The following is a 22,318-nucleotide window of genomic DNA, read 5'->3' as shown; positions in this document are numbered from 1 at the left end:
AATTAGTTGTCTAAAAATCGGTGCAAAAATACAAATAAATACCTAAATTATTCGTCCTAAAAAATGCTTATCATTTATTTATATCAATTCTAAATAACTAAATTTATTTAGGCATAGATTTTGTTTATATTTACACATAAAACTATAATGAATATGCATTCTAAGATAATAAAAATAATTCTTATCGCGCTCCTTCCTGCTCTTGTTTTTTCTCAAGCTGTAGAAGTAAACCCGCCAGATTTCATAAAAACTATAAATTTTAAAAGTAACACTCCTGAAACCCAACTACCTATATTGCAATTGGGTGAATATGTGGTTTTAGAATTCGATGCATTAAATGGTGAAGAAGACGACTATTACTATAAAATCGAACATTTTAACTCCGACTGGACGCCTTCCAATCTTATAAAATCCGAGTTTTTAAACGGCTTTGATAATCAACGTATTCGCGATTACGAAAACTCATTCAATACCTATCAAATATTTTCCCACTATAAACTTACTATTCCTAACCAATTTACAAAAGGCTTACTTGTTTCAGGTAATTACATGATTTCGATTTTTAATGACGATGACGAACTTGTTTTTTCAAGAAAATTTATGATTTATGAAAATAAAACAGCCGTTGGCGTGAGCGTAAAGCGATCCAGAAACATTGAGTTTATAGAACAAAAACAACGCATAGAACTCGTTATTACATCAAACAATATTCAATTAAATAACCCAACTCAAACGGTAAAAGCTGTTATTATTCAAAACAATAATTTAAACAACGTCATTACCAATATAAAACCCCAATACACTATTGGTAGTCAGCTTATTTACAAATACGACAGTGAAACAAGCTTTTGGGCAGGTAACGAATTTCTTTTTTTCGAAAATAAAGATGTTCGCGCCGCAAATACAGGTATCCAATTTATAGACCTCAAAGAACTATACCATAATTACCTCTTTACCAATACGCAACGCGCCAACAAACCTTACACATACAATCCGGATATTAACGGAAACTACCTTATCACGAACGTAGATGCAGACGACCCTAGTATTGAAGCCGATTACGTTTGGATGCATTTTTCTCTATTAGGCGACGACTTTTTAGCCAATAAGAACGTACATATATATGGAAACTTTAATAATTATGCCATAAACGATGGCACTCGCATGATTTTTGATGAAGCCAACAATCGCTTTATTAATACTATGCTATTAAAACAAGGATTCTATAACTACAAATATATTGTAGTAAACGACGATGGAACGATAGATGATGGTGCGGTAAGTGGTAATTTCTGGCAAACCGAAAACAATTACAAAGTACTCGTGTATTATCGCCATTTAGGCGCACGATACGATAAAATTATAGGTTTAGGAGAAGCCAGCTCAGTAAACATCACAAATTAACGGGCTAATTTTAAAAAATCGACAAAATATAGGGTAAGAAATGCATTTCAGCTAATTTATCAGTCAAAGCTGTTAAAATCAGACACTAACTCTTTAATATTTATTATTTTAGCAAAGTAAATTGCTTAATCAATCATGGTACAACAAGTTACATGCGGCATAAAAATTTCGGTAGTTACAAACTTCGAAGGCTCATTTTATAAAAACTATAAAATGCAATATGCCTTTGGCTATACAGTAACCATAGAAAACCAAAGTAAAGATTCCGTGCAGCTTTTTGGCCGTCATTGGGAAATTCTAGACGCCCTAAACAACGTTGAAACCGTTATCGGTGAAGGTGTTGTTGGTAAAAAACCTGTTTTAAAACCAGGAGAATCGCATACGTACACATCGGGCTGCTTACTTACTTCACCTTTTGGCGCCATGCAAGGTCATTACAAAATGGTTAATTTCACAACAACCAAAAAATTTCAAGTCACCATCCCTACATTTAAATTGAGTGCTACTTTTGCAATCAATTAATTTCTGAATATATTTTATTTTAGCGTTACCCAAAGGGTCGGGCTTTCCACTATATCTTTATTTGTGCAATATTATTTCCGCACACAAATACTTTATAGTCAATTTTAAATTTTGCAGCTTTCAATCAAATAAAAAGCTTGCACAAAAAAGGATGCCGCATCAATCCCTAACGCAATTATCCGCTAACATTTTCTCTATACAAAGCTATTCACACCCGCGTATTAATTAATACTTTCAAAAAATAGATTACTTCATCTCAACAAATAAACACCACTACTAATTGTAACATTTCTAACCAAATCCATACTTATATATAAAGCAGCTACTTTTAATATTCTTAAGGTTATTAACCAATAATCTTAAGCACACTTGTTGAATATCTCAATAGTGTTTCACTTTAAAATATAAAATTATGGGAGGCGAAGGATCAATGATGGCTGCAAACCAGTCGTTAAAAAACAATAGAAATTTAACAGCAAAACGCAAAGAAAAAGGAGTTTTATCCGGCAGTTATGCCAACATAGAGTTAAAGGAATTCCCAAAAGCTACTCAAGAACAACTCGATACTATAAAAGAACAAACAATAAAGAATAACAAAAAAGCCCTTATAACAAACATTGTGTTTTTTATAATAACAAGTCTAGGCTTGCTTATTGCAATACATTACTTGTTCTAAAAAAAAGACCTGCTAGATTAAAATCCAGCAGGTCTTATAATAATATTATAAAATCTTTAATAGTATTAGCTAACCACTTCTTTAATACGCTTAATAGCTTCAATAATTTGTTCTTGTGAAGCTGCGTAAGAAATACGAATGCAATTTGGGTTACCAAAAGCATCACCAGTTACAGTAGCCACTAAAGCTTCTTCTAATAAATATAAAGAAAAATCGGTAGCATTGTTTATTGTTTTTCCTCTTAAAGTTTTTCCAAAGTAATAAGATACATCTGGAAATACGTAAAACGCACCCTCTGGAGTGTTTGAGTTAAAACCTTTAACATCGCTCAATAAGTTTAAAACTAAATCACGACGCACTTTAAACTCGTCTATCATGTACTTTACAGCACTTGGATCTGCGTTTAAAGCAGTAATTACAGCACGCTGTGCAATACAGTTAGCACCACTAGTAATTTGACCTTGCATCTTATTACATGCACGAGCAATTTTTTCTGGAGCACCAATAAAACCAATACGCCATCCCGTCATAGCGAAAGCTTTCGATACACCGTTTACAGTTATGGTATTATTATACATATCATCAAATTCTGCTATACTTGCGTGACCAGAACCGTAGTTAATATGCTCATAGATTTCATCTGAAACCACATAGATATTTGGATATTTAACCAATACATCGGCCAAACCTCTTAACTCTTCTTTACTGTAAACCGATCCACTTGGGTTACAAGGCGAACTAAACCACATCATTTTGGTTTTTGGCGTAATAGCCGCTTCCAATTGTGCAGGAGTCATTTTAAAATCTGTATCTAGAGATGTTGCAACCTCAACAGGAACACCACCATTTAACTTCACAATATCAGAATAACTAACCCAATAAGGACAAGGTAAAATAACCTCATCACCATCATTCAACATCACACTTGCAATATTTGCCAAACATTGTTTAGCTCCCGTAGAAACAACAATTTGAGGTAAAGTATACGTTAAATTATTATCGCGTTTAAACTTTGTAATAACCGCTTCTTTTAAATCTACATAACCATCTACAGGCGAGTAAGAATTGTAATTATCATTAACAGCTTGTATCGCTGCTTCTTTAATAAAATCTGGCGTATTAAAATCCGGTTCCCCAAGACTTAAACCAATAATGTCTTTGCCTTCGCCTCTCAATTCTCGCGCTTTGGCAGCCATAGCTAACGTTGCAGAAGTAGCCATGTTTAAAATTCTTTCAGATAATAATTGCATGAAATGTGTTTATAAAGTAAATATAAAATTTAGGCTAAATTAGGATTTTTCCCTAACACCTTTAATTGATTATAATGTTCTGAAACAGCTTTCCAAAATGTGTTATACTCATTATATGGTAAACTGAATTCATTTGCTGTTTCTTTAACTATTTTGGCAATTTTGCTATAATGCACGTGGCTAATATTCGCAAATAAATGATGTTCTACTTGCCTGTTTAATCCACCGGTATAAAACTCGGCCAACCAACTTTTAGGCGAAAAATTACAAGTTGTAAATAATTGGTGAATAGCCCAAGTATTTTTCATGTTACCATCTTCATCAGGTAATGGCATAACTGTACTTGGTACAACGTGAGCCAATTGAAAAACAACACTTAAAATAATCCCTGCTGTATAGTGCATAATTAAAAAGCCAATTAATACTTGCCACCAAGTAAAACCAACTACTAAAGGTAATGCTACCCAAATAGAATAATATACAATTTTACCAATAATAAGTTTAGTCCATTGTGTTGCAGGACTTGGTAACTTACCGTAAGCTAATTTGCGTTTTAAGTATTTATACGTTTGTATAAAATCTGTTGTAATGGCCCAGTTTGCAGTAAGCAAACCATATAAGAAAAACGCATAGTACTTTTGGTATTGATGAATTTTAAACCATTTTGAATGTTTCGAAAAACGGATTATTCTACCAGCATCGATATCTTCATCATGCCCTTGGATGTTTGTGTAAGTATGGTGTAACACGTTATGTTGTACTTTCCAGTTGTAATCATTACCAGCTAGAATATAAATACTACTTCCCATTAATTTATTAACCCACTTTTTACTAGAAAAAGAACCATGATTTGCATCATGCATTACATTCATCCCTACACCTGCCATACCAATACCTACAACTACCATGCATAAAGCTTGTAGCCAACCAGACATTGGAACAGTTAAAATTAATACAGCTGGTACAATTAATAAAGCAAACATTACTATTGCTTTTGTATATAATTCCCAGTTTCCTGTACGTTTAATATCATTTTCCTTGAAGTAATCGTTAACACGTTTATTTAACGTTTTAAAAAACTTCGCAGGATCTTTTCTCGAGAACGAGACGGTTTGTTTAGTCATGCTGATAATTTTAATATGATTTCTAAAATATTTTTTTGATCATACCTATCTGCAAAGATATGAATAAAGCTATTTAAGTAATCCCAATTTTTTGTAAAATTATGTACTTAAAAAGTATATTTTTGTTGAAAATTTAACACAAATGAAACTGCTTTCAAAATATTTCCCAGATTTAACCGAAGACCAAATTGAAAAATTCACACTATTAGAATCTCTATATCAAGATTGGAATTTAAAGATAAATGTAGTTTCACGTAAGGATATCGATGAACTCTATTTACGCCATGTATTACACTCTTTAGGCATTGCCAAAGTAATAGAATTTAAAGATGGTAGCCAAATTTTAGATGTTGGTACAGGTGGTGGATTTCCTGGAATCCCTTTAGCCATAATGTTTCCTGAATGTTCTTTTCATTTAGTTGATAGTATTGCAAAAAAACTTAAAGTAGTAAATGAAGTGGTCGAAGGCTTAGGCTTAACCAACGTTAAAACTACACACAGCCGTGTGGAAGAGATTAAAGGGAACTATGATTTTATTGTAAGTCGCGCGGTTGCCGCCATGCCTACTTTTGTACATTGGGTAAAAGGTAAAATTGCAAAAGAGCAAAAACACGATTTGAAAAATGGTATTATATATTTAAAAGGTGGTGATCTATCGGAAGAATTAAAAGATTACCAAACCACTACTATTTATAATTTAAGTGACTTTTTTGAGGAAGATTTTTACGAAACAAAAAAAGTAGTGCACTTACCTTTAAAGTACCGTGGATAGATTTATAAAAACTAGATTAATAAAAAAGGCTAGTAAAAACAGATGTTTTTACTAGCCTTTTTTATTAAATCTTTCACTAAATTTTGACAAACCGAAAGCAATTGCTCTATGCAACCTAAGCTTTCTTTGGTATTTGTTTCAAAATTTCGAGTACAAAATTCCAATATTTTTGAGTCGATGAAATTTGAGCACGTTCATCTGGAGAGTGTGCTCCTTTTATAGTTGGCCCAAAACTAATCATGTCCATTTCAGGGTAATTTGTTCCAAGAATACCACATTCTAAACCTGCATGACATGCCGCAACATGTGGTTTTTCGTTATTTAACTCTTCATATAATTTCCTCATGACCTTTAAGATAGCCGAATCCATGTTTGGCGTCCACCCAGGATAATCACCATTGCACTCTACTTCACATCCCGTTAACTCAAAAGTTGAGCGTAGGGTATTTGCTAAATCCCATTTAGAACTTTCAACCGAAGAACGGGTTAAGCAACCAATTTTAACAGCGCCATCTTTTACAATAACTCTGGCAATGTTGTTTGATGTTTCTACCAATTCCGGAATATCAGCACTCATACGGTATACGCCATTCCAGGCGGCATAGATAGCACGTGTTAAACCTTCTTGAACACCTAAGTCCATAATTTTTTCTGGAGTTTCAACTTTAGAAATTATAATTTCTAAATTAGGCTCCATTGTTTTTAGTTCCGTTTTTAAAATTTCTTCCTGCTGTTTCATTTCAAGAAGAAAAGCTTCTTCATGTATAGCATCTATTGCTACAACAGCATTACTCTCACGAGGAATTGCGTTGCGTAAACTACCTCCATCAATTTCCGAGATACGTAAACCAAAATTCTCAAAACCATCAAATAATACACGGTTCATTATTTTGTTAGCATTACCTAAACCTTCGTGAATTTGCATTCCGGAATGGCCACCTTGCAACCCTTTTACAGTTATTTTATAACCTATTTTAAATTCTGGCGTTTCCTCTTCCTCGTAAGTTCTTGTAGCAGTAACATCAATGCCTCCTGCACAACCTACACCAATTTCATCATCTTCTTCGGTATCCAGGTTTAAAAGAATGCTACCAGTCAGTAAACCACCTTTTAATCCTTGAGCTCCTGTCATTCCGGTTTCTTCATCTATAGTAAACAAAGCCTCAATTGCTGGATGCGGAATATCTTTACTTTCTAAAATAGCCATAATGGTGGCAACTCCTAATCCATTATCGGCTCCTAAAGTAGTACCTTTTGCACGAACCCAATCTCCATCAACATACATCTCTATACCTTGTGTATCGAAATCGAATTCTGTATCGTTATTTTTTTGGTGAACCATATCTAAGTGCGATTGCATCACAATTGTTGTTCGATCCTCCATTCCTGCCGTAGCTGGCTTTTTGATAATAACATTACCAACCTCATCCTCTATAGTTTCTAAACCAAGGTTTTTACCAAAGTCTTTCATAAAAGCGATAACACGTTCTTCTTTTTTAGAAGGGCGTGGTACTGCATTTAAATCGGCAAATTTATTCCAAAGCTGTTTCGGTTCTAAATTTCTTATTTCTGAGCTCATTTTGTTTACATTTTAATGCAAAGTTAGCAAAAATACACAGATATTGGTAGCTACTCCTTATTGATCTGGCATCCTTTTTTTTGAATACCAAATAGTTCACCAAAAATGCCTTGTTTTAAAAATTTTAAATTGATGTTACCGCATAGAGAACACGTGCTTTAAAAAAAAGTATAACAGAAAGCAGGAAGAAACCTTTATAGATATGTTTTAGCCTTTGGGTACAAAATTTTACTATTTTTGATTTATGCTGAAAGAAAAAAAAACAATTATTGCGCTACTGCTGATTCCGCAGTACTTTTTAGTAAAAATTTTGGGAAACTACCCCAATTTTGTTGAAACTTATTACAGTAACAACCTTTACGTGTATATATCCAAAATGTTTCGGTTTAGCTTGGGTTGGTTACCATTTTCCTTTGGCGATTTATTTTATGCCGCAGGTATTATTTATATTTTAAGATGGTTTGTTAAAAACTGGAAACGGATTAAAACCGACACAAAACATTGGTTTACTGATGTGTTTTCGGCGGTATCAATGCTATATTTTGCATTTCATTTATTTTGGGGCTTTAATTATTACCGATTACCACTGCATACAAGTTTGAATTTAAATTACGAATACACCACAGAACAATTAATAAAAGTAACGGAACAGCTTATTTTAAAAGCTAATGCGTTACATTTAGAAATAGCCAAAAACGACTCTACACAAGTAGATATCCCGCTAACTAAAACTGAAATTTTAAAGCTAGCGCCAGATGGCTATTTAAAACTAAAGCAAATATTTCCAGACTTAGAGTATTCGCCACGGAGCGTAAAAAAATCGCTTTTTAGCTATCCGCTTACTTATATGGGGTTTAGTGGCTATTTAAATCCTTTAACCAATGAAGCGCAAGTCGATGGTTTAATACCAACATTTAAGTTTGCAACAACTACAACCCACGAAATTGCACACCAACTTGGGTATGCCGCTGAAAATGAAGCTAATTTTATTGGGTGCTTGGCCGCTATAAATCACGATAATATTTATTTTAGATATTGTGGTTATACATTCGGTCTACGCTATTGCTTGAATGAAATTTACCGCAGAGACGAATTACTTTATAAATCTATTTCTAAAAACCTGAACGTAGGTATTTTGAAAAATTATGAAGAAGTTAGGTTATTTTGGGAAGCTCACCAAAATCCTGCTGAACCCTTTTTCAAAAGTTTTTACAGTGGCTTTCTAAAAGCGAATAAACAAAGCAAAGGGATGAAAAGCTACAGTTATGTTGTTGCACTATTGGTTAATTTTTTTGAAGAAAAATAAGAAATTCTTAAAGATTACAACTTTATATGCAAAGGAACTTTGATTCTAGATAGATATCCTTATTTTTAGCCTAAACTAATAACCTCTATCTATGATTAAAAAATGTATTGGAATTTTAAGCTTCTTTTGCTACAGTTGCTTATTTGCCCAAGATTACTTTCCAAAAAATGATGGTGTTAAAAATACAAACACCAATTACACAGCATTTACAAATGCAAAAATCCACATTTCCAGCAATCAAATTATCGACAAAGGCACGTTGTTAATACATAATGGCAAAGTAATTTCTACTGGAACAGACGTTTCAATTCCTAAAAACACTAAAGTAATCGACATTGAGGGGAAAAGTATCTACCCTTCTTTTATCGATATGTATTCAAATTTTGGAATTGAAAAACCAAAAGCCCAACCAAGAAGCAGAAGTCAAGCCCCACAATACGACGCTAGCAGAACGGGATATTATTGGAACGACCATGTTATGCCAGAAAACGAGGCCCTTTCTAAATTTAGCTACGATTCTAAAACAGCCAAAGAATTACTAAATGCTGGTTTTGGTGTTGTAAACACACATATTCAAGATGGTATCCATAGAGGTACTGGTGCTTTAATAGCACTTAATAATAAGGAAGGTAATGAAAAACGTATACTAAAAGAGAACTCGGCACAATACCTATCTTTTGATAGAAGCGCCACGTCTCGACAAGCATACCCAAATTCTATAATGGGCAGTATTGCTTTGCTACGTCAATTGTATAACGATGCAGCATGGTATAAAAAAGGCCTTAGTAAAACGAAAGATTTATCTATTGAAGCCTTAAATAGAAACACAAGTTTAATTCAAATTTTTGAAGCCGGAAGTAAAGCCAATGCTTTAAGAGCCGATAAAATTGGAGATCAGTTTGGTATTCAATATGTAATTTTAGGTGGTGGTGATGAATATGAGCGTATTGATGAAATCAAAAGCACCAATGCATCGTTTATACTTCCCATTAACTTTCGAGATGCCTATGATGTTGAAAATACTTTTTTAACAAGTTCATTAGCACTTAGCGACATGCGCGCATGGAGCCAAGAACCTACAAACCCTAAAGTTTTAGCCGATAACAATATTAATTTTGCTTTAACAACACACGATTTAAAATCACCAAGTGAGTTTAAAGACAAATTAATGCAAGCCATTAAAAACGGACTTTCTAAAAAGAAAGCACTAGAAGCTTTAACGCTTATTCCTGCACAATTATTAGGACAATCTACAGCAATAGGAACACTTAAAGATGGCGCTTATGCTAACTTTTTAATTACTTCAGGTGATATTTTTGAAAAGAAAACAAAGCTTTACGAAAACTGGGTGCAAGGCCAGCAACACATTGTTACCGACATGAATACAAAAGATATTCTTGGTGATTATCAGTTTAGTTTGGATAACACCGCGTATAAAATGACTGTACAAGGTGATCTTAAAAAACTAAAATCCAAAATTACAAGTGAAGACAAAACTTTAGGTTCAAAAATTGGTTATACCAATGACTGGGTTCAAATTTCGATGACAACAAAAGATTCTACATCGCAAGATTTTATTCGTATTGTAGCCCATGTTGAAAACGATGCGGCTTTAAAAGGAAAAGCTATTTTACCTAATGGCAATGAAATTCCATTTTCAGCCAAAAAGAGTACAAAAGCCGAAGATGATTCCGAAGAAAAAGATAAAAAGGACGATGATTCTAAAAACAACATAGCATCCATCTCCTACCCTAACACTGCTTACGGATTTAAAACTCTACCAAAACAAGAAACGCTTTTGTTTAAAAATGCAACAGTTTGGACTAACGAAGCCGATGGTATTTTAAAAAATACCGATGTGCTTATTAAAAATGGCAAAATAATAAAAATCGGTAAAAACCTAAGTGACGGAAAAGCTAAAATTATTGATGCTACTGGCAAGCATTTAACTGCTGGTATTATCGACGAGCATTCTCATATTGCAACAGCTTCTGTTAACGAAGGCGGCCAAAATTCGTCTGCAGAAGTAAGCATCGAAGATGTTATCGATAATGAGGATATTGGCATTTATCGCAACCTTGCTGGTGGTGTAACCTCTATACAAGTATTGCACGGTTCGGCCAACCCAATTGGTGGACGTTCGGCTATTATAAAATTAAAATGGGGCGAATCTGCCGATAATTTAATTTATAACGATTCACCTAAATTTATAAAATTCGCTTTAGGAGAAAATGTAAAACAAACTAGATATTCTAATGGTGTACGTTTTCCACAGACTAGAATGGGTGTCGAGCAAGTTTATATTGATTATTTTACACGCGCAAAAGAATATGAAGCCTTAAAGAAAAGCGGCAAACCTTATAGAAAAGATGTAGAAATGGATGTGCTTGCTGAGATTTTAAATAAAGAGCGTTTTATTTCTTGCCACTCTTACGTACAAAGTGAAATTAATATGCTTATGAAGGTTGCAGAACAATTCGACTTCAATATTAATACATTCACTCACATTTTAGAAGGTTATAAAGTAGCCGATAAAATGGTTGAACATGGTGTTGGTGGTTCTACTTTTAGCGATTGGTGGGCTTACAAATATGAGGTTAACGATGCCATTCCATACAATGCCGCCATTATGCACAATGCAGGTGTTACGGTTGCTATTAATAGTGACGATCCAGAAATGTCTAGACGGTTAAACCAAGAAGCTGCAAAAACCATTAAATATGGTGGTATGACAGAAGAAGAGGCTTGGAAGTTTGTTACCTTAAACCCTGCCAAACTATTGCATATCGATAACCGCGTTGGTAGCATAAAAGTTGGTAAAGATGCCGATGTTGTTTTATGGACCGACCACCCGATGTCTATTTATGCCAAAGCAGAAAAAACAATTATTGAAGGGGTTACTTATTTCGATTTAGATCGCGATATCAAGATTCGTTCGGAAATTAAAAAAGAGAAAAACGAGCTTATCAACCTAATGTTACAAGCTAAAAACAAAGGGCTAAAAACGCAACCCATCAAGAAAAAGGAAAAAGTAGAGATGCATTGCGATTTTATAGGCAATCAAATTAACTAAAACATAGAAAATGAAATATTTCAATTTATATATAGCGTGTGCCTATCTCCTATTTTTCGGGTCCATACACGCCCAACAAACACCAGCGAAAAAACAAAGCAAAGCTATATCTATAGAAGGTGCCACTGCACATTTAGGTACAGGTGAAGTTATTGAAAACGCCCTTATTATGTTTAATGACGGTAAAATTACTTTCGTAGGAAGTGCCAATATGAAAATTGCTCGCATTGGTGAGATTATCAACGGCAAAGGCAAACACGTCTACCCTGGCTTTATAATTCCGAATTCAACATTAGGTTTAGTAGAAATTGATGCCGTAAAAGCAACCGATGACGAGTCTGAAATAGGCACATGGAATCCAAACATTAGAAGTATTATTGCCTATAACTCAGAGTCTAAAATTGTAGAATCCATGAGACCTAATGGTGTTTTACTCGGGCAAATTACGCCACGTGGTGGTCGCATTTCTGGAACTTCATCGGTAGTACAATTCGATGCTTGGAACTGGGAAGATGCTGCCGTTAAAACAGACGATGGCATCCACATAAACTGGCCAAGCAACTTCAAAAGAGGACGCTACTGGTTAGGCGAAGATCCTGCATTAAAGGTGAACAAAGAATACGGAAACCAAATTACAGAAATTGAAGATTATTTTAATAATGCTAAAGCCTATTTAAAAGCGAGTCCTTCTATTACCAATTTATCGTATAAAGCGTTAGAAGGTATTTTCGATGGTTCTAAAAAACTATACATTAATGTAGATGATGAAAAAGGCATTATTGATGCTGTTAATTTTATAAAGAAAAACACCATTCCAAATATGGTTATTGTTGGCGGAGCAGAGGCTTATAAAGTAACCGATATATTAAAATCGAATAACATAGCCGTAATTTTAAACCGTGTACACTCACAACCTAGTCAAACCGATGATGATTATGACTTACCATATAAATCGGCTAAATTATTAGTAGACCATGGCATTACTGTAGCCTTACAAGCCAACGGCCAAATGGAACGTATGAATTCTAGAAACCTTCCATTCTACGCAGGTACAACCGTAGCTCACGGATTAACAAAGGCACAAGCGTTACAATTAATTACGTTAAACCCAGCAAAAATATTAGGTATAGATACTAATTACGGTTCTTTAGAAACTGGTAAAAGCGCCACCCTTTTTATAAGTGAAGGTGACGCCTTAGATATGCGTACCAACATAATTTCGCATGCATTTATAGACGGCCGCTTAATTAGTCTAGAAACGCACCAAACAGAATTATGGAAACGTTATTCCAAAAAATATCAAGAAAACTAATACCAATAAAAAAAGCAAGCTGATCAGCTTGCTTTTTTTATATTTGATATTATGCTATGTATTGTCTAAAACTTACTCTGCAACCTTAGCTGTTTCAGGAACTTCAAACAAATTACTATCAGGAGCTTCATTAGATATTTTTACGTTTGCAAATTTATCTTCGCGACCTGCTTCAGTTGGCACATTCTTTTCAGATTTATATCCAACCATAGCTTCTGTTAACTCTAAACCATTAATATTCTGCCAAGCAGTGTAACGTCTAAAGTGTAATTCACTACTTTTTTCATTTGAGAAAAATGTTACTGTATAACCTAACCATTCCATTTTATACGTTTCAGGATTATAATAAAGCACATAATCGTCTCCCGATGATTCCCCTACTCCGTTTTGATACGAAATTTTTATTCCTGGATACGTAACTCCTTCAAAAGTTAATGGATCCGCATCGCCATAAATAATACCATCATCAGCTAGAACAAAAGGCATCGCGTAGAAATAGAACATTAAGTTATAGAAAAAACGAGGTTTCCCTTTAAAGGCTTTATCATTTTTACTATTCAGCCATACATCGCTACCGTTATAACCAATAGTATGGTCTGGCATATCTACAACAATATTTCTATTCTTTAGATTGGTAATTGTAGAAACATCACCACCCTCTTTAATTTGTGTATATGCTAGTGATTGCATACTATTCCATGTGTCTAGTCCGCCATGAGCATCAAAAACCTTAACTAAAGCCTCTGGATAATTTTTAGCTGGTGTTATAACCATTTTTTCAGAAATAATTTCTGGGTTTACAGTGTCTTTTTTTGCTTCATTTTTGCATGAAAACATTGAAATGGCAAGTAATAATAAAAAAGTGTACTTCATCGTGATTCTTAAATTTGGTGGTAAGTCGCAAATAATAACTATTAATTACATTAAATAAATTATTTTTGTTCTAATTATGATAAAAGCTATTACAAGTATCCAGAACACCTATATTAAACAACTCGTTCAACTCAAAGAGAAATCTAGAGAACGTAAAAAATTAGGTTTGTTTTTAATTGAAGGGGTTCGCGAAATAGAATTAGCCATAAAAGGTGGTTATGAGTTAGATACCGTGCTGTTTTACCCAGAGCTTTTTTCGGAAAGAGCATTAAAAACACTCAGTTCAAATCAGAATTCTACTATTGAAATTTCTAAAGAAGTTTACGAAAAACTAGCTTACAGAAGTACTACAGAAGGTGTTTTAGCGGTTGCTAAACCCAAAAGTCATAATATCAGCGATTTAAAATTCAACACAACATCGCCATTAATACTTATTGCCGAAGCTCCAGAAAAACCAGGAAATATTGGTGCTATTTTACGCACAGCCGATGCCGCAAATGCCGACGCTGTTATTATTGCGAATCCAAAAGGCGACCTATACAACCCTAATATTATTCGCTCTAGTGTAGGTTGTGTGTTTACAAATACCATTGCAACGGGTGCCACCTCAGAGATTATAGAATTTCTAAAAGCCCATAACATTAATATTTACTGTGCCGCGTTACAAGCCTCTGTAAACTACCACACACAAGATTTCACAAAAGCCACAGCACTGGTTGTTGGTACCGAAGCTACAGGCTTAAGCGATGAATGGCGTGTAAACTCAACTCAAAATATTATAATCCCCATGCAGGGTGAAATCGATTCTATGAATGTTTCGGTTGCCGCGGGTATTCTTATTTTTGAAGCTAAACGCCAACGCAATTTCAAATAATTATATTTAAAACTTATAAAAACCCTTAATATTAATCCATTTTAAATTTAAAACTATGCAAAAAACTTTACTCTCTTTTTTTATTCTACTAAGCTATTTTGGTTTTGCTCAAAACCCGAATTTAGTTTACAATGGTGATATGGAGTTATTCTCCTCACCAACAAGCAGCCCAAATGGTTGGTCTTCCAGTAGTGATTTTGGTAATTTCAACCAAAACACCACCGATTTCCTGGAAGGCGCTAGCAGTGTTCAATTTAATCCAAGTTTTACTGATTTATCAATGTTCAGCACTGTTGATTTCACTCTTGAGGCGGGAAAAACATACCAAATAAAATACAGTTACAAGTACCTTGGAGAAACGTTTGACTCAGATAACAATATTAAATTTCAAATATATTTAACCTCTACTGAGAAGTTTGAAAATTACGTAAATGTTGCTGATAATAACTGGAATACTGTTGAGGCGCAATACACCCCAACAATAACAGACATGGCGGCAGAAGTTAGTCTTACGGTTTACCCTGGTTTTGCATCGGAATATCAATTTCTATTCGACGATGTCCAAATTACAGAAATTACCGTTTTATCGAACACCGAACTTTCAAAGGAAAAAAGCATCAATTTAGTAACGCTTGGTAATAATGAATATCAAATAAAAACAACAGCAGGCACGCAAGTGACTAACGTTTCGTTATACTCCATTTTAGGAACTAAACAAAAGCTTTCACCTGCATCGAAAAGTGATCAAAAATATAATTTAAACCATCTTTCGGCTGGTATTTATGTTTTTCATATTTCAACCAATAGCGGACAAATTGCCGAAAAAATATTGGTTAAATAATACCATAATTTAAATTACGAACTATAGCGTTAATGAATTCAATAACCTTATTTTACATTATAATCGCAATAATCATTATCAATTTTATAGTTGATAAAGTTTTAGACGCCTTAAATGCAAAACACTTTAATGACAAGCTTCCGGAAGATTTACAAGATGTTTACGATGATGTGGAATATAAAAAATCGCAACAATACAAAGCAACCAATTACAAATTTGGCTTGCTAACATCTACCTTTTCCGTTATGCTAACTTTAGGGTTTTTATGGTTTGATGGTTTTGAATTCATTGACAATATAGCGCGTAGCTACAGTACAAACCCCATACTCATTGCCCTCATATTCTTTGGCATTATTAGTATTGGTAGCGATATATTAACCACACCATTTTCGTACTACAGTACCTTTGTTATTGAAGAAAAATTTGGATTCAACAAAACTAGCGTTAAAACCTTTTTTCTAGATAAAATAAAAGGCTGGTTCATGCTAGCGCTTGTTGGTGGTGGTATTCTGGCTTTAATTATTTGGTTTTATCAATTGGTTGGCGATAGTTTTTGGCTTTATGCTTGGGGATTAGTTGCCGTTTTCAGCTTGTTTACCAACATGTTTTACTCCAAACTTATTGTACCCCTTTTTAATAAGCAAACGCCTTTAGAAGCAGGTAGTTTAAGGGATAAAATATCGGCTTATGCCAACACGGTTGGTTTTAAACTCGATAAAATTTTTGTTATCGATGGCTCGAAACGCAGCACAAAAGCCAATGCCTATTTTTCTGGTTTTGGAAGTGAAAAACGTGTAACACTTTACGATACTTTAATTAATGACTTAGACGACGATGAAATTGTTGCTGTGCTAGCCCACGAGGTTGGCCATTACAAAAAGAAACACATAATTTTCAACTTATTTACTTCAATTTTATTAACTGGTTTTACGCTTTTTATTTTATCACTGTTTATTTCTAATCCGTTATTATCGGCAGCTTTAGGTGTACAAATTCCAAGTTTTCATATTGGGTTAATTGCTTTTGGCATGCTTTACGCGCCCATATCAGAAATTACAGGTTTAATCATGAACATGTTTTCTAGAAAATTTGAATACCAAGCCGACGATTACGCGAAAAACACCTATAAAGCCGGACCATTAATTACCTCGTTAAAGAAGCTTTCTAAAAATAGCTTAAGCAATTTAACGCCGCACCCGGCTTATGTGTTTATGCATTACTCGCACCCTACTCTTTTGGAGCGTATTGGTAATTTAAAAAAATAAGTTACTCTCTTTTTTTTGGTGTTTTGATGCTAGGAGAGACTGGATCATTCGCGTTAAATTAAGTTACTGACTATCACGTCTTTCATTTTGGTTATTATTGAATTTGTGAAAGTTTTTAATTACTTTCGTTAGTCTTAGTATCAATCAATCATAAATAAATGAAGCTTACAGAATTCTTTAATGATGACTTCTTTAGTTTACCTAGAACTCAAGGCCCCAAGGAAGATTACAAAACTTTTGTAAATAGGGTATTAAATGAATTTCTAAAAAAAATAGATAATGTAGAAAACTTTGAAGATGTTCCTTTTAATAAATTTTTGCTAAACGAACGTCAAAATTTTTTAGTTAATCAGTTAAAGTCAACAATCTCCATTTATTATGATGGCAAACCTGCTCAAGCACTTAAAGAAATTAAACCTGCTTTAGATAGCAATATCAAGGACTTTGAAGATTTTTTAAATGTTAGAGAATTCGAACCAAGTTCTAATTTTTTTAGAATTAGAATTCATAAACATAACTACCCCCTAAAGTCTGAAAATTTTTTTCATATTCCTTTTGATTTAAGAGGAAAAATAAAAACACAAAGATTTAGTATTCCTGGTTTTCCTTCTCTTTATCTCGGGAATTCGGCTTATGTGTGTTGGGAAGAATTAAACAGACCGAATCTTAATGATTTTCAAATTGTAAGATTAAAATCCACTAAACATCTAAAAGTTATTGATTTGGCACCACCAAAAGGAGATAATATTGAACCTTATGAGTATTACAAGTATTTAATGATTTGGCCTATAGTTTTTGCTTGTTCCGTTCGCGTTAGAAATTATGACGATTTTTTTAAACCTGAATATATAATACCTCAATTATTATTGCAATGGGTACGTGAAGACAATAGAATAGATGGCATTTCATACCAAACTACACATATAAACTTTACTGAATCATTATCTGAAGGTGAGTTTCTAAATATTGTTTTACCTGTAAAAGAAAATAAAACTAAAGGTTTATGTGCTGTATTAGAAAGTAAATTTCAAATGACTGAAGCAACCTCTGTTCAATTAAATCAATGTTCTACCCACGGTATAATAGGTGGTGGAGGTGCTTTTCAATATAACAATGATAAAATAAAGAAGATTGAATTAATAAAGGGTATACCTACAGATTATAATATTTCAGTTTTTGGTGGATTAGAAGACGTTCTGTCAAAAATGGAGTGTAATAAAATTACTAAACCCTAATACTAAGGTTTACTTAAACTATATCTATTGTAAGAATATTTGAAAAACTTTATGAATATCTCTTTAATTTTATTTTACTAAATTTTACATAACAATACAATAAGCATCAAACAGACTTTCAAAACCACACCCCCCAGCCCAATCCCGCGTTAACGATTGAACGGTATGTTTGAAATCCTTTTTGCCTTTTTCAGCAAAAAGATTGAGTAGTGAAAGCGTGTTAAAACGCCCAAAAAATTGAATATCCAAAAAATTGATTACCTTTGCAGCTTGAAACTCAGAAAATAATGAGTTTATATTCCTCAGAGAGAGGATGTGTTACTGGAAGTTTAAGGTTAAGTATGTCGATTCGCTTTCTTATGTAACACCACATAACAAAATCGAATACTTATACAAGAATGAGCACATTCCAAGAGTTAGGTCTTAATGAAGACCTATTGCATGCAATTACAGATTTAGGATTTGAAAAGCCTAGTGAAGTTCAAGAAAAAGCAATCCCAATTTTATTAAATTCTGAAACCGATTTAGTGGCACTTGCCCAGACCGGAACAGGAAAAACAGCTGCATTTGGCTTCCCTATGTTAGCTAAAATAGATGTAAACAGCCGCACAACGCAAGGTTTAATTTTAAGCCCTACGCGTGAACTTTGTTTACAAATTACCAACGAGATGAAACAATACGGTAAGTATTGTAAAGGTTTAAATGTGGTTGCCATTTATGGTGGATCTAGCATTACAGACCAAGCCCGTGAGGTAAAACGTGGTGCACAAATTATTGTGGCAACACCAGGTAGAATGAAAGATATGATTAGCCGTAGATTGGTTGATATTTCTAAAATTCAATATTCGGTTTTAGATGAGGCCGATGAGATGTTAAACATGGGTTTTAAAGAGGATATTACCGATATTTTATCGCATACTCCTGAAGAGAAAAACACATGGTTATTTTCTGCAACTATGCCTCGTGAAGTAGCTAGAATTGCGAAAAAATTTATGGACAACCCACAAGAAATTACGGTTGGAAATAAAAATGAGAGTACAAGTAATGTAACTCACGAGTACTATTTAGTAAATTCTAGAGACCGTTACCAAGCGCTAAAACGTTTGGCTGATGCAAATCCTGATATTTTTTCGGTAGTATTTTGTAGAACAAAACGTGATACTCAAAAAGTAGCCGAAAACCTAATTGAAGATGGTTATAGCGCTGGTGCTTTGCACGGTGATTTAAGCCAGAACCAACGTGATTTGGTAATGCAATCGTTTAGAAAAAACCAAATACAAATGCTTGTTGCAACAGATGTTGCGGCTCGTGGTATTGATGTTGACGATATTACTCACGTAATAAACTACCAATTACCTGATGAAATTGAAACGTATACACACCGTTCAGGTCGTACCGGACGTGCTGGTAAAAACGGTATTTCTATGGTTATTGTTTCGAAAAGTGAGGTTAGAAAAATAAAAAGTATAGAACGTATCATTAAACGTGAATTCGAGAAAAAAGAAATTCCTGATGGAATGGAAATTTGCGAAGTACAGTTAATGTCGTTAGCTAATAAAATTCATAATACAGAGGTTAATCATGAAATTGATAAATACCTGAGTAGTATTAATGAAATGTTTGAAGAAACAAGCAAAGAGGAATTAATCAAGAAATTTTTCTCTGTAGAGTTTACTCGTTTCTTTGACTACTATCAAAAATCTAAAAACTTAAACGTTGCTGAAGGCTCTAGAGATGGTGGTCGCGAAGGTGGACGTGGTCGTGATTTTGGTGGAAAATCTAACTCAACAAGATACTTTATTAATGTTGGTGAGAAAGATGGTTTTGATTGGATGAAATTGAAAGATTTCTTAAAAGACCAATTACAACTTGGTAGAGATGATGTATTTAAAGTGGAAGTTAAAGATAGTTTCTCTTTCTTTAATACTGAAAACGAAACAAAAGATAAAGTATTAGCATTCTTTACAGACTTTAAACACGAAGGTCGTTTTGTAAATGTTGAAGTTTCGGAAAACCGTGGTGGCGGAAGACGTAACGACCGACGTGGTGGTGGCGGAAGACGTGACGACAAACGTGGTGGCGGAAGACGCAGCGACGACAGAAGAGGTGGTTCTGGAGGAAGCAGAAGCGACAGACGAAGAAGTAACGAAGGTGGAGGAAGCTCTAGACGTTCAGATTCTGATTCTGGTGGCGGAAAGTTTTCTGGAGCAAGACGTTCTAGAAGGTAATACGTAATTCTATAAAATATAAAAGCTGACTGAAAGTAAATTTACTTTTAGTCAGCTTTTTTTTATACTTAAATTTAAAAAGAATAAACACTGCTAAGTTTACAGAACAAATAAAAACCGACTTTCGTGTTCTATTAACGCTTTAACGTAAAATGTCCGTGGTATTGTCGGTTTTTACTTGGCCTATTCACTACAAACCAATAATCGGATGTGGCGAGTAAGTGCCCATTTAGCGTGCCATCCCAACCTTTAGAATATGGGTTAAGTTGAATAATTAATTTACCGTAGCGATCAAAAATATTTATTTCTAAATCGGGCTCAGATTCTGCGAATTCTATTCTCCAATAATCGTGATAGCCATCATTATTAGGCGTAAAAAATTTAGGGTAATTTAGCAAGTAAATATCTTTCGTGTAAACAATACAGTCGTTTTCGTTTCGAATATAAACGGTATAATCTCCCGCATCTAAGTTATCAAAGCTATTACTACTTGTATAGATATTGCCATCTAGCGAATATTTAAACTCGCCCTCGCCTGCCGCTTCTATAACCACAGAATTGCTATTTGTTGTCCAATCGTTAACCTCAACATTTACAGACTGTGGTACGTGGGCAGCTACTACCTTAACCGTTTTGCTGATATCACATTTAGAGTTATAGCGATCCACATTATAAACCGTAACTGTATAATCCCCTGCTTCATCTACTATAATATCAGAACCACTTTCTCCCGTGCTCCAAACATACTCATCATGAAGTGAGTTTACATATAATTGTATAGTTTCGCCTGGACACAAATACCAAATAGCATCCATATCAATGATTGGTTGGTTATTTAAACGAATAAAAAACGAAGTCACTGCGTAACATTGGGTATTAGATAAAAGTTCCACACGAGCAAAAATCTCTTCCGAAGGGTTTTGATTCTCGTAATTTTCGGGAAGTTTATTAGCATTAGAATCGGCTTCTGCCTGAGATGCATGATAAGTAACTCTTCCGGTTTGACCGTTTAAAATAGCATCCGTTTGATTTCCTAAATTGAAAAAAGCCTTACCATTATTGGAGGAATCGTCGCAGATAAATAAATCTTGAACCGGATATGCTGTTGGCATAGCATTAATTATAATTTTGAAACTAGATGTTGTAAAACAGCCTGTTGTTATATTTTCTAATCTCGCAAAAACCTCTTGATCATTGCTTGACGTTTCAAAACTTGTTGCGTTTAAACCAGTGCCGCCAAAATCTGCTTCGGCTTGCGAGGTATAATAAGTTACTTGATGTTCTGTTTGCGAGGCGCCATTAAAAATAGCTGCATTGAACTGCGTTAAATCGACGGTTGCTTTTCCATCGTTAGAAGCATCATCACACAAAATTAAATCTCCTGCTGTGCCTGCTATTGGCAACTTATTAAGTTGAATTTTGAAAGAAGTCACTGCGTAGCATGCGGTATTGATTACACTTTCCACACGGGCAAAAATTTCTTCTGAAGGGTTTTGATTCTCGTAATTCTCAGGAAGTTTATTAGCGTTAGAATCGGCTTCTGCCTGAGATGCATGATAAGTAACTCTTCCGGTTTGACCGTTTAAAATAGCATCCGTTTGATTTCCTAAATTGAAAAAAGCCTTACCATTGTTGGAGGAATCGTCGCAGAGAAATAAATCTTGAACCCGATATGCCGTTGGCATGGCATTAATTATAATTTTGAAACTAGATGTTGTAAAACAGCCTGTTGTTATATTTTCTAATCTCGCAAAAACTTCTTGATTAGTGCTTGACGTTTCAAAACTTGTTGGATTTAAACCAGTGCCGCCAAAATCTGCTTCGCCTTGCGAGGTATAATAAGTTACTTGATGTTCTGTTTGCGAGGCGCCATTAAAAATAGCTGCATTGAACTGCGTTAAATCGACGGTTGCTTTTCCATCGTTAGAAGCATCATCACACAAAATTAAATCTCCTGCTGTGCCTGCTATTGGTAACTTATTAG

At 34.2% G+C, this 22,318-nt stretch carries 17 protein-coding genes; 12 read left to right on the top strand and 5 right to left on the bottom strand.

The features are described from left to right. Positions 1-153: 153 nt before the first annotated feature. The 3 genes from ACJJV4_RS16895 to ACJJV4_RS16885 all read left to right on the top strand — a co-directional run bounded on the left by ACJJV4_RS16895 (position 154) and on the right by ACJJV4_RS16885 (position 2,602). Positions 154-1,404, top strand: a complete 1,251-nt coding sequence (locus ACJJV4_RS16895) for a DUF5103 domain-containing protein (RefSeq protein WP_405296569.1) — start codon at positions 154-156, stop codon at positions 1,402-1,404. Between the two features lie 135 nt (positions 1,405-1,539). Then, entirely contained in the window at positions 1,540-1,926 is a 387-nt protein-coding gene (gene apaG / locus ACJJV4_RS16890; protein ID WP_405296568.1) for a Co2+/Mg2+ efflux protein ApaG, read from the top strand. Positions 1,927-2,338: 412 nt separating this feature from the next. Next, the gene (locus ACJJV4_RS16885) at positions 2,339-2,602 is read left to right on the top strand and encodes a hypothetical protein (protein ID WP_405296567.1); all 264 of its coding nucleotides are present in this window, start codon (positions 2,339-2,341) and stop codon (positions 2,600-2,602) included. Between the two features lie 65 nt (positions 2,603-2,667). Here ACJJV4_RS16885 and ACJJV4_RS16880 read toward each other — a convergent pair whose 3' ends face one another. Both ACJJV4_RS16880 and ACJJV4_RS16875 read right to left on the bottom strand, forming a co-directional pair. Next, the gene (locus ACJJV4_RS16880) at positions 2,668-3,852 is read right to left on the bottom strand and encodes a pyridoxal phosphate-dependent aminotransferase (RefSeq protein WP_405296566.1); all 1,185 of its coding nucleotides are present in this window, start codon (positions 3,850-3,852) and stop codon (positions 2,668-2,670) included. Between the two features lie 29 nt (positions 3,853-3,881). Next, complete coding sequence (locus ACJJV4_RS16875; RefSeq protein WP_405296565.1) at positions 3,882-4,976, bottom strand: fatty acid desaturase family protein; 1,095 nt, start codon at positions 4,974-4,976, stop codon at positions 3,882-3,884. A gap of 142 nt (positions 4,977-5,118) precedes the next feature. On the opposite strand from ACJJV4_RS16875, the gene rsmG reads away from it, so the two are divergent. Further along, the gene (rsmG, locus tag ACJJV4_RS16870) at positions 5,119-5,748 is read left to right on the top strand and encodes a 16S rRNA (guanine(527)-N(7))-methyltransferase RsmG (protein WP_405296564.1); all 630 of its coding nucleotides are present in this window, start codon (positions 5,119-5,121) and stop codon (positions 5,746-5,748) included. A 115-nt stretch (positions 5,749-5,863) separates the two neighbouring features. Here the strand turns inward: rsmG and ACJJV4_RS16865 are convergent, their stop codons facing one another. Then, complete coding sequence (locus ACJJV4_RS16865; RefSeq protein WP_405296563.1) at positions 5,864-7,327, bottom strand: aminoacyl-histidine dipeptidase; 1,464 nt, start codon at positions 7,325-7,327, stop codon at positions 5,864-5,866. A gap of 244 nt (positions 7,328-7,571) precedes the next feature. Between ACJJV4_RS16865 and ACJJV4_RS16860 the strand changes: the two genes are divergently transcribed. From ACJJV4_RS16860 to ACJJV4_RS16850, 3 genes are all read left to right on the top strand, one after another. After that, entirely contained in the window at positions 7,572-8,633 is a 1,062-nt protein-coding gene (locus ACJJV4_RS16860) for a DUF3810 domain-containing protein (protein ID WP_405296562.1), read from the top strand. A 91-nt stretch (positions 8,634-8,724) separates the two neighbouring features. Continuing rightward, positions 8,725-11,706, top strand: coding sequence for an amidohydrolase family protein (locus ACJJV4_RS16855; RefSeq protein ID WP_405296561.1), 2,982 nt, complete (start codon positions 8,725-8,727; stop codon positions 11,704-11,706). A gap of 10 nt (positions 11,707-11,716) precedes the next feature. Continuing rightward, positions 11,717-13,018 (top strand): amidohydrolase family protein, encoded by a 1,302-nt coding sequence (locus tag ACJJV4_RS16850; RefSeq protein ID WP_405296560.1) that lies wholly within the window; start codon positions 11,717-11,719, stop codon positions 13,016-13,018. 72 nt (positions 13,019-13,090) lie between these two features. On the opposite strand, the gene ACJJV4_RS16845 is transcribed toward ACJJV4_RS16850, so the two are convergent. After that, the gene (locus ACJJV4_RS16845; RefSeq protein WP_405296559.1) at positions 13,091-13,891 is read right to left on the bottom strand and encodes a DUF6503 family protein; all 801 of its coding nucleotides are present in this window, start codon (positions 13,889-13,891) and stop codon (positions 13,091-13,093) included. A 76-nt stretch (positions 13,892-13,967) separates the two neighbouring features. On the opposite strand from ACJJV4_RS16845, the gene ACJJV4_RS16840 reads away from it, so the two are divergent. The 5 genes from ACJJV4_RS16840 (at position 13,968) to ACJJV4_RS16820 (ending at position 20,334) form a co-directional block, all read left to right on the top strand. Further along, on the top strand, positions 13,968-14,765 hold the full coding sequence (locus ACJJV4_RS16840) for a TrmH family RNA methyltransferase (RefSeq protein WP_405296558.1): 798 nt from the start codon (positions 13,968-13,970) through the stop codon (positions 14,763-14,765). Between the two features lie 55 nt (positions 14,766-14,820). Further along, the gene (locus ACJJV4_RS16835) at positions 14,821-15,606 is read left to right on the top strand and encodes a T9SS type A sorting domain-containing protein (protein ID WP_405296557.1); all 786 of its coding nucleotides are present in this window, start codon (positions 14,821-14,823) and stop codon (positions 15,604-15,606) included. Between the two features lie 32 nt (positions 15,607-15,638). Continuing rightward, positions 15,639-16,871, top strand: a complete 1,233-nt coding sequence (locus tag ACJJV4_RS16830; RefSeq protein ID WP_405296556.1) for a M48 family metallopeptidase — start codon at positions 15,639-15,641, stop codon at positions 16,869-16,871. A gap of 158 nt (positions 16,872-17,029) precedes the next feature. Further along, on the top strand, positions 17,030-18,106 hold the full coding sequence (locus ACJJV4_RS16825) for a hypothetical protein (RefSeq protein WP_405296555.1): 1,077 nt from the start codon (positions 17,030-17,032) through the stop codon (positions 18,104-18,106). 398 nt (positions 18,107-18,504) lie between these two features. Continuing rightward, entirely contained in the window at positions 18,505-20,334 is a 1,830-nt protein-coding gene (locus ACJJV4_RS16820) for a DEAD/DEAH box helicase (protein ID WP_405296554.1), read from the top strand. 134 nt (positions 20,335-20,468) lie between these two features. On the opposite strand, the gene ACJJV4_RS16815 is transcribed toward ACJJV4_RS16820, so the two are convergent. Beyond that, on the bottom strand, positions 20,469-22,318 hold a 1,850-nt coding region (locus tag ACJJV4_RS16815), incomplete at its 5' end, for a T9SS type B sorting domain-containing protein (RefSeq protein WP_405296553.1).

This window comes from Algibacter sp. Ld11 (assembly GCF_045066735.1).
GTDB lineage: Bacteria > Bacteroidota > Bacteroidia > Flavobacteriales > Flavobacteriaceae > Algibacter.
This window is presented reverse-complemented; position numbering and strand designations above follow the sequence as displayed.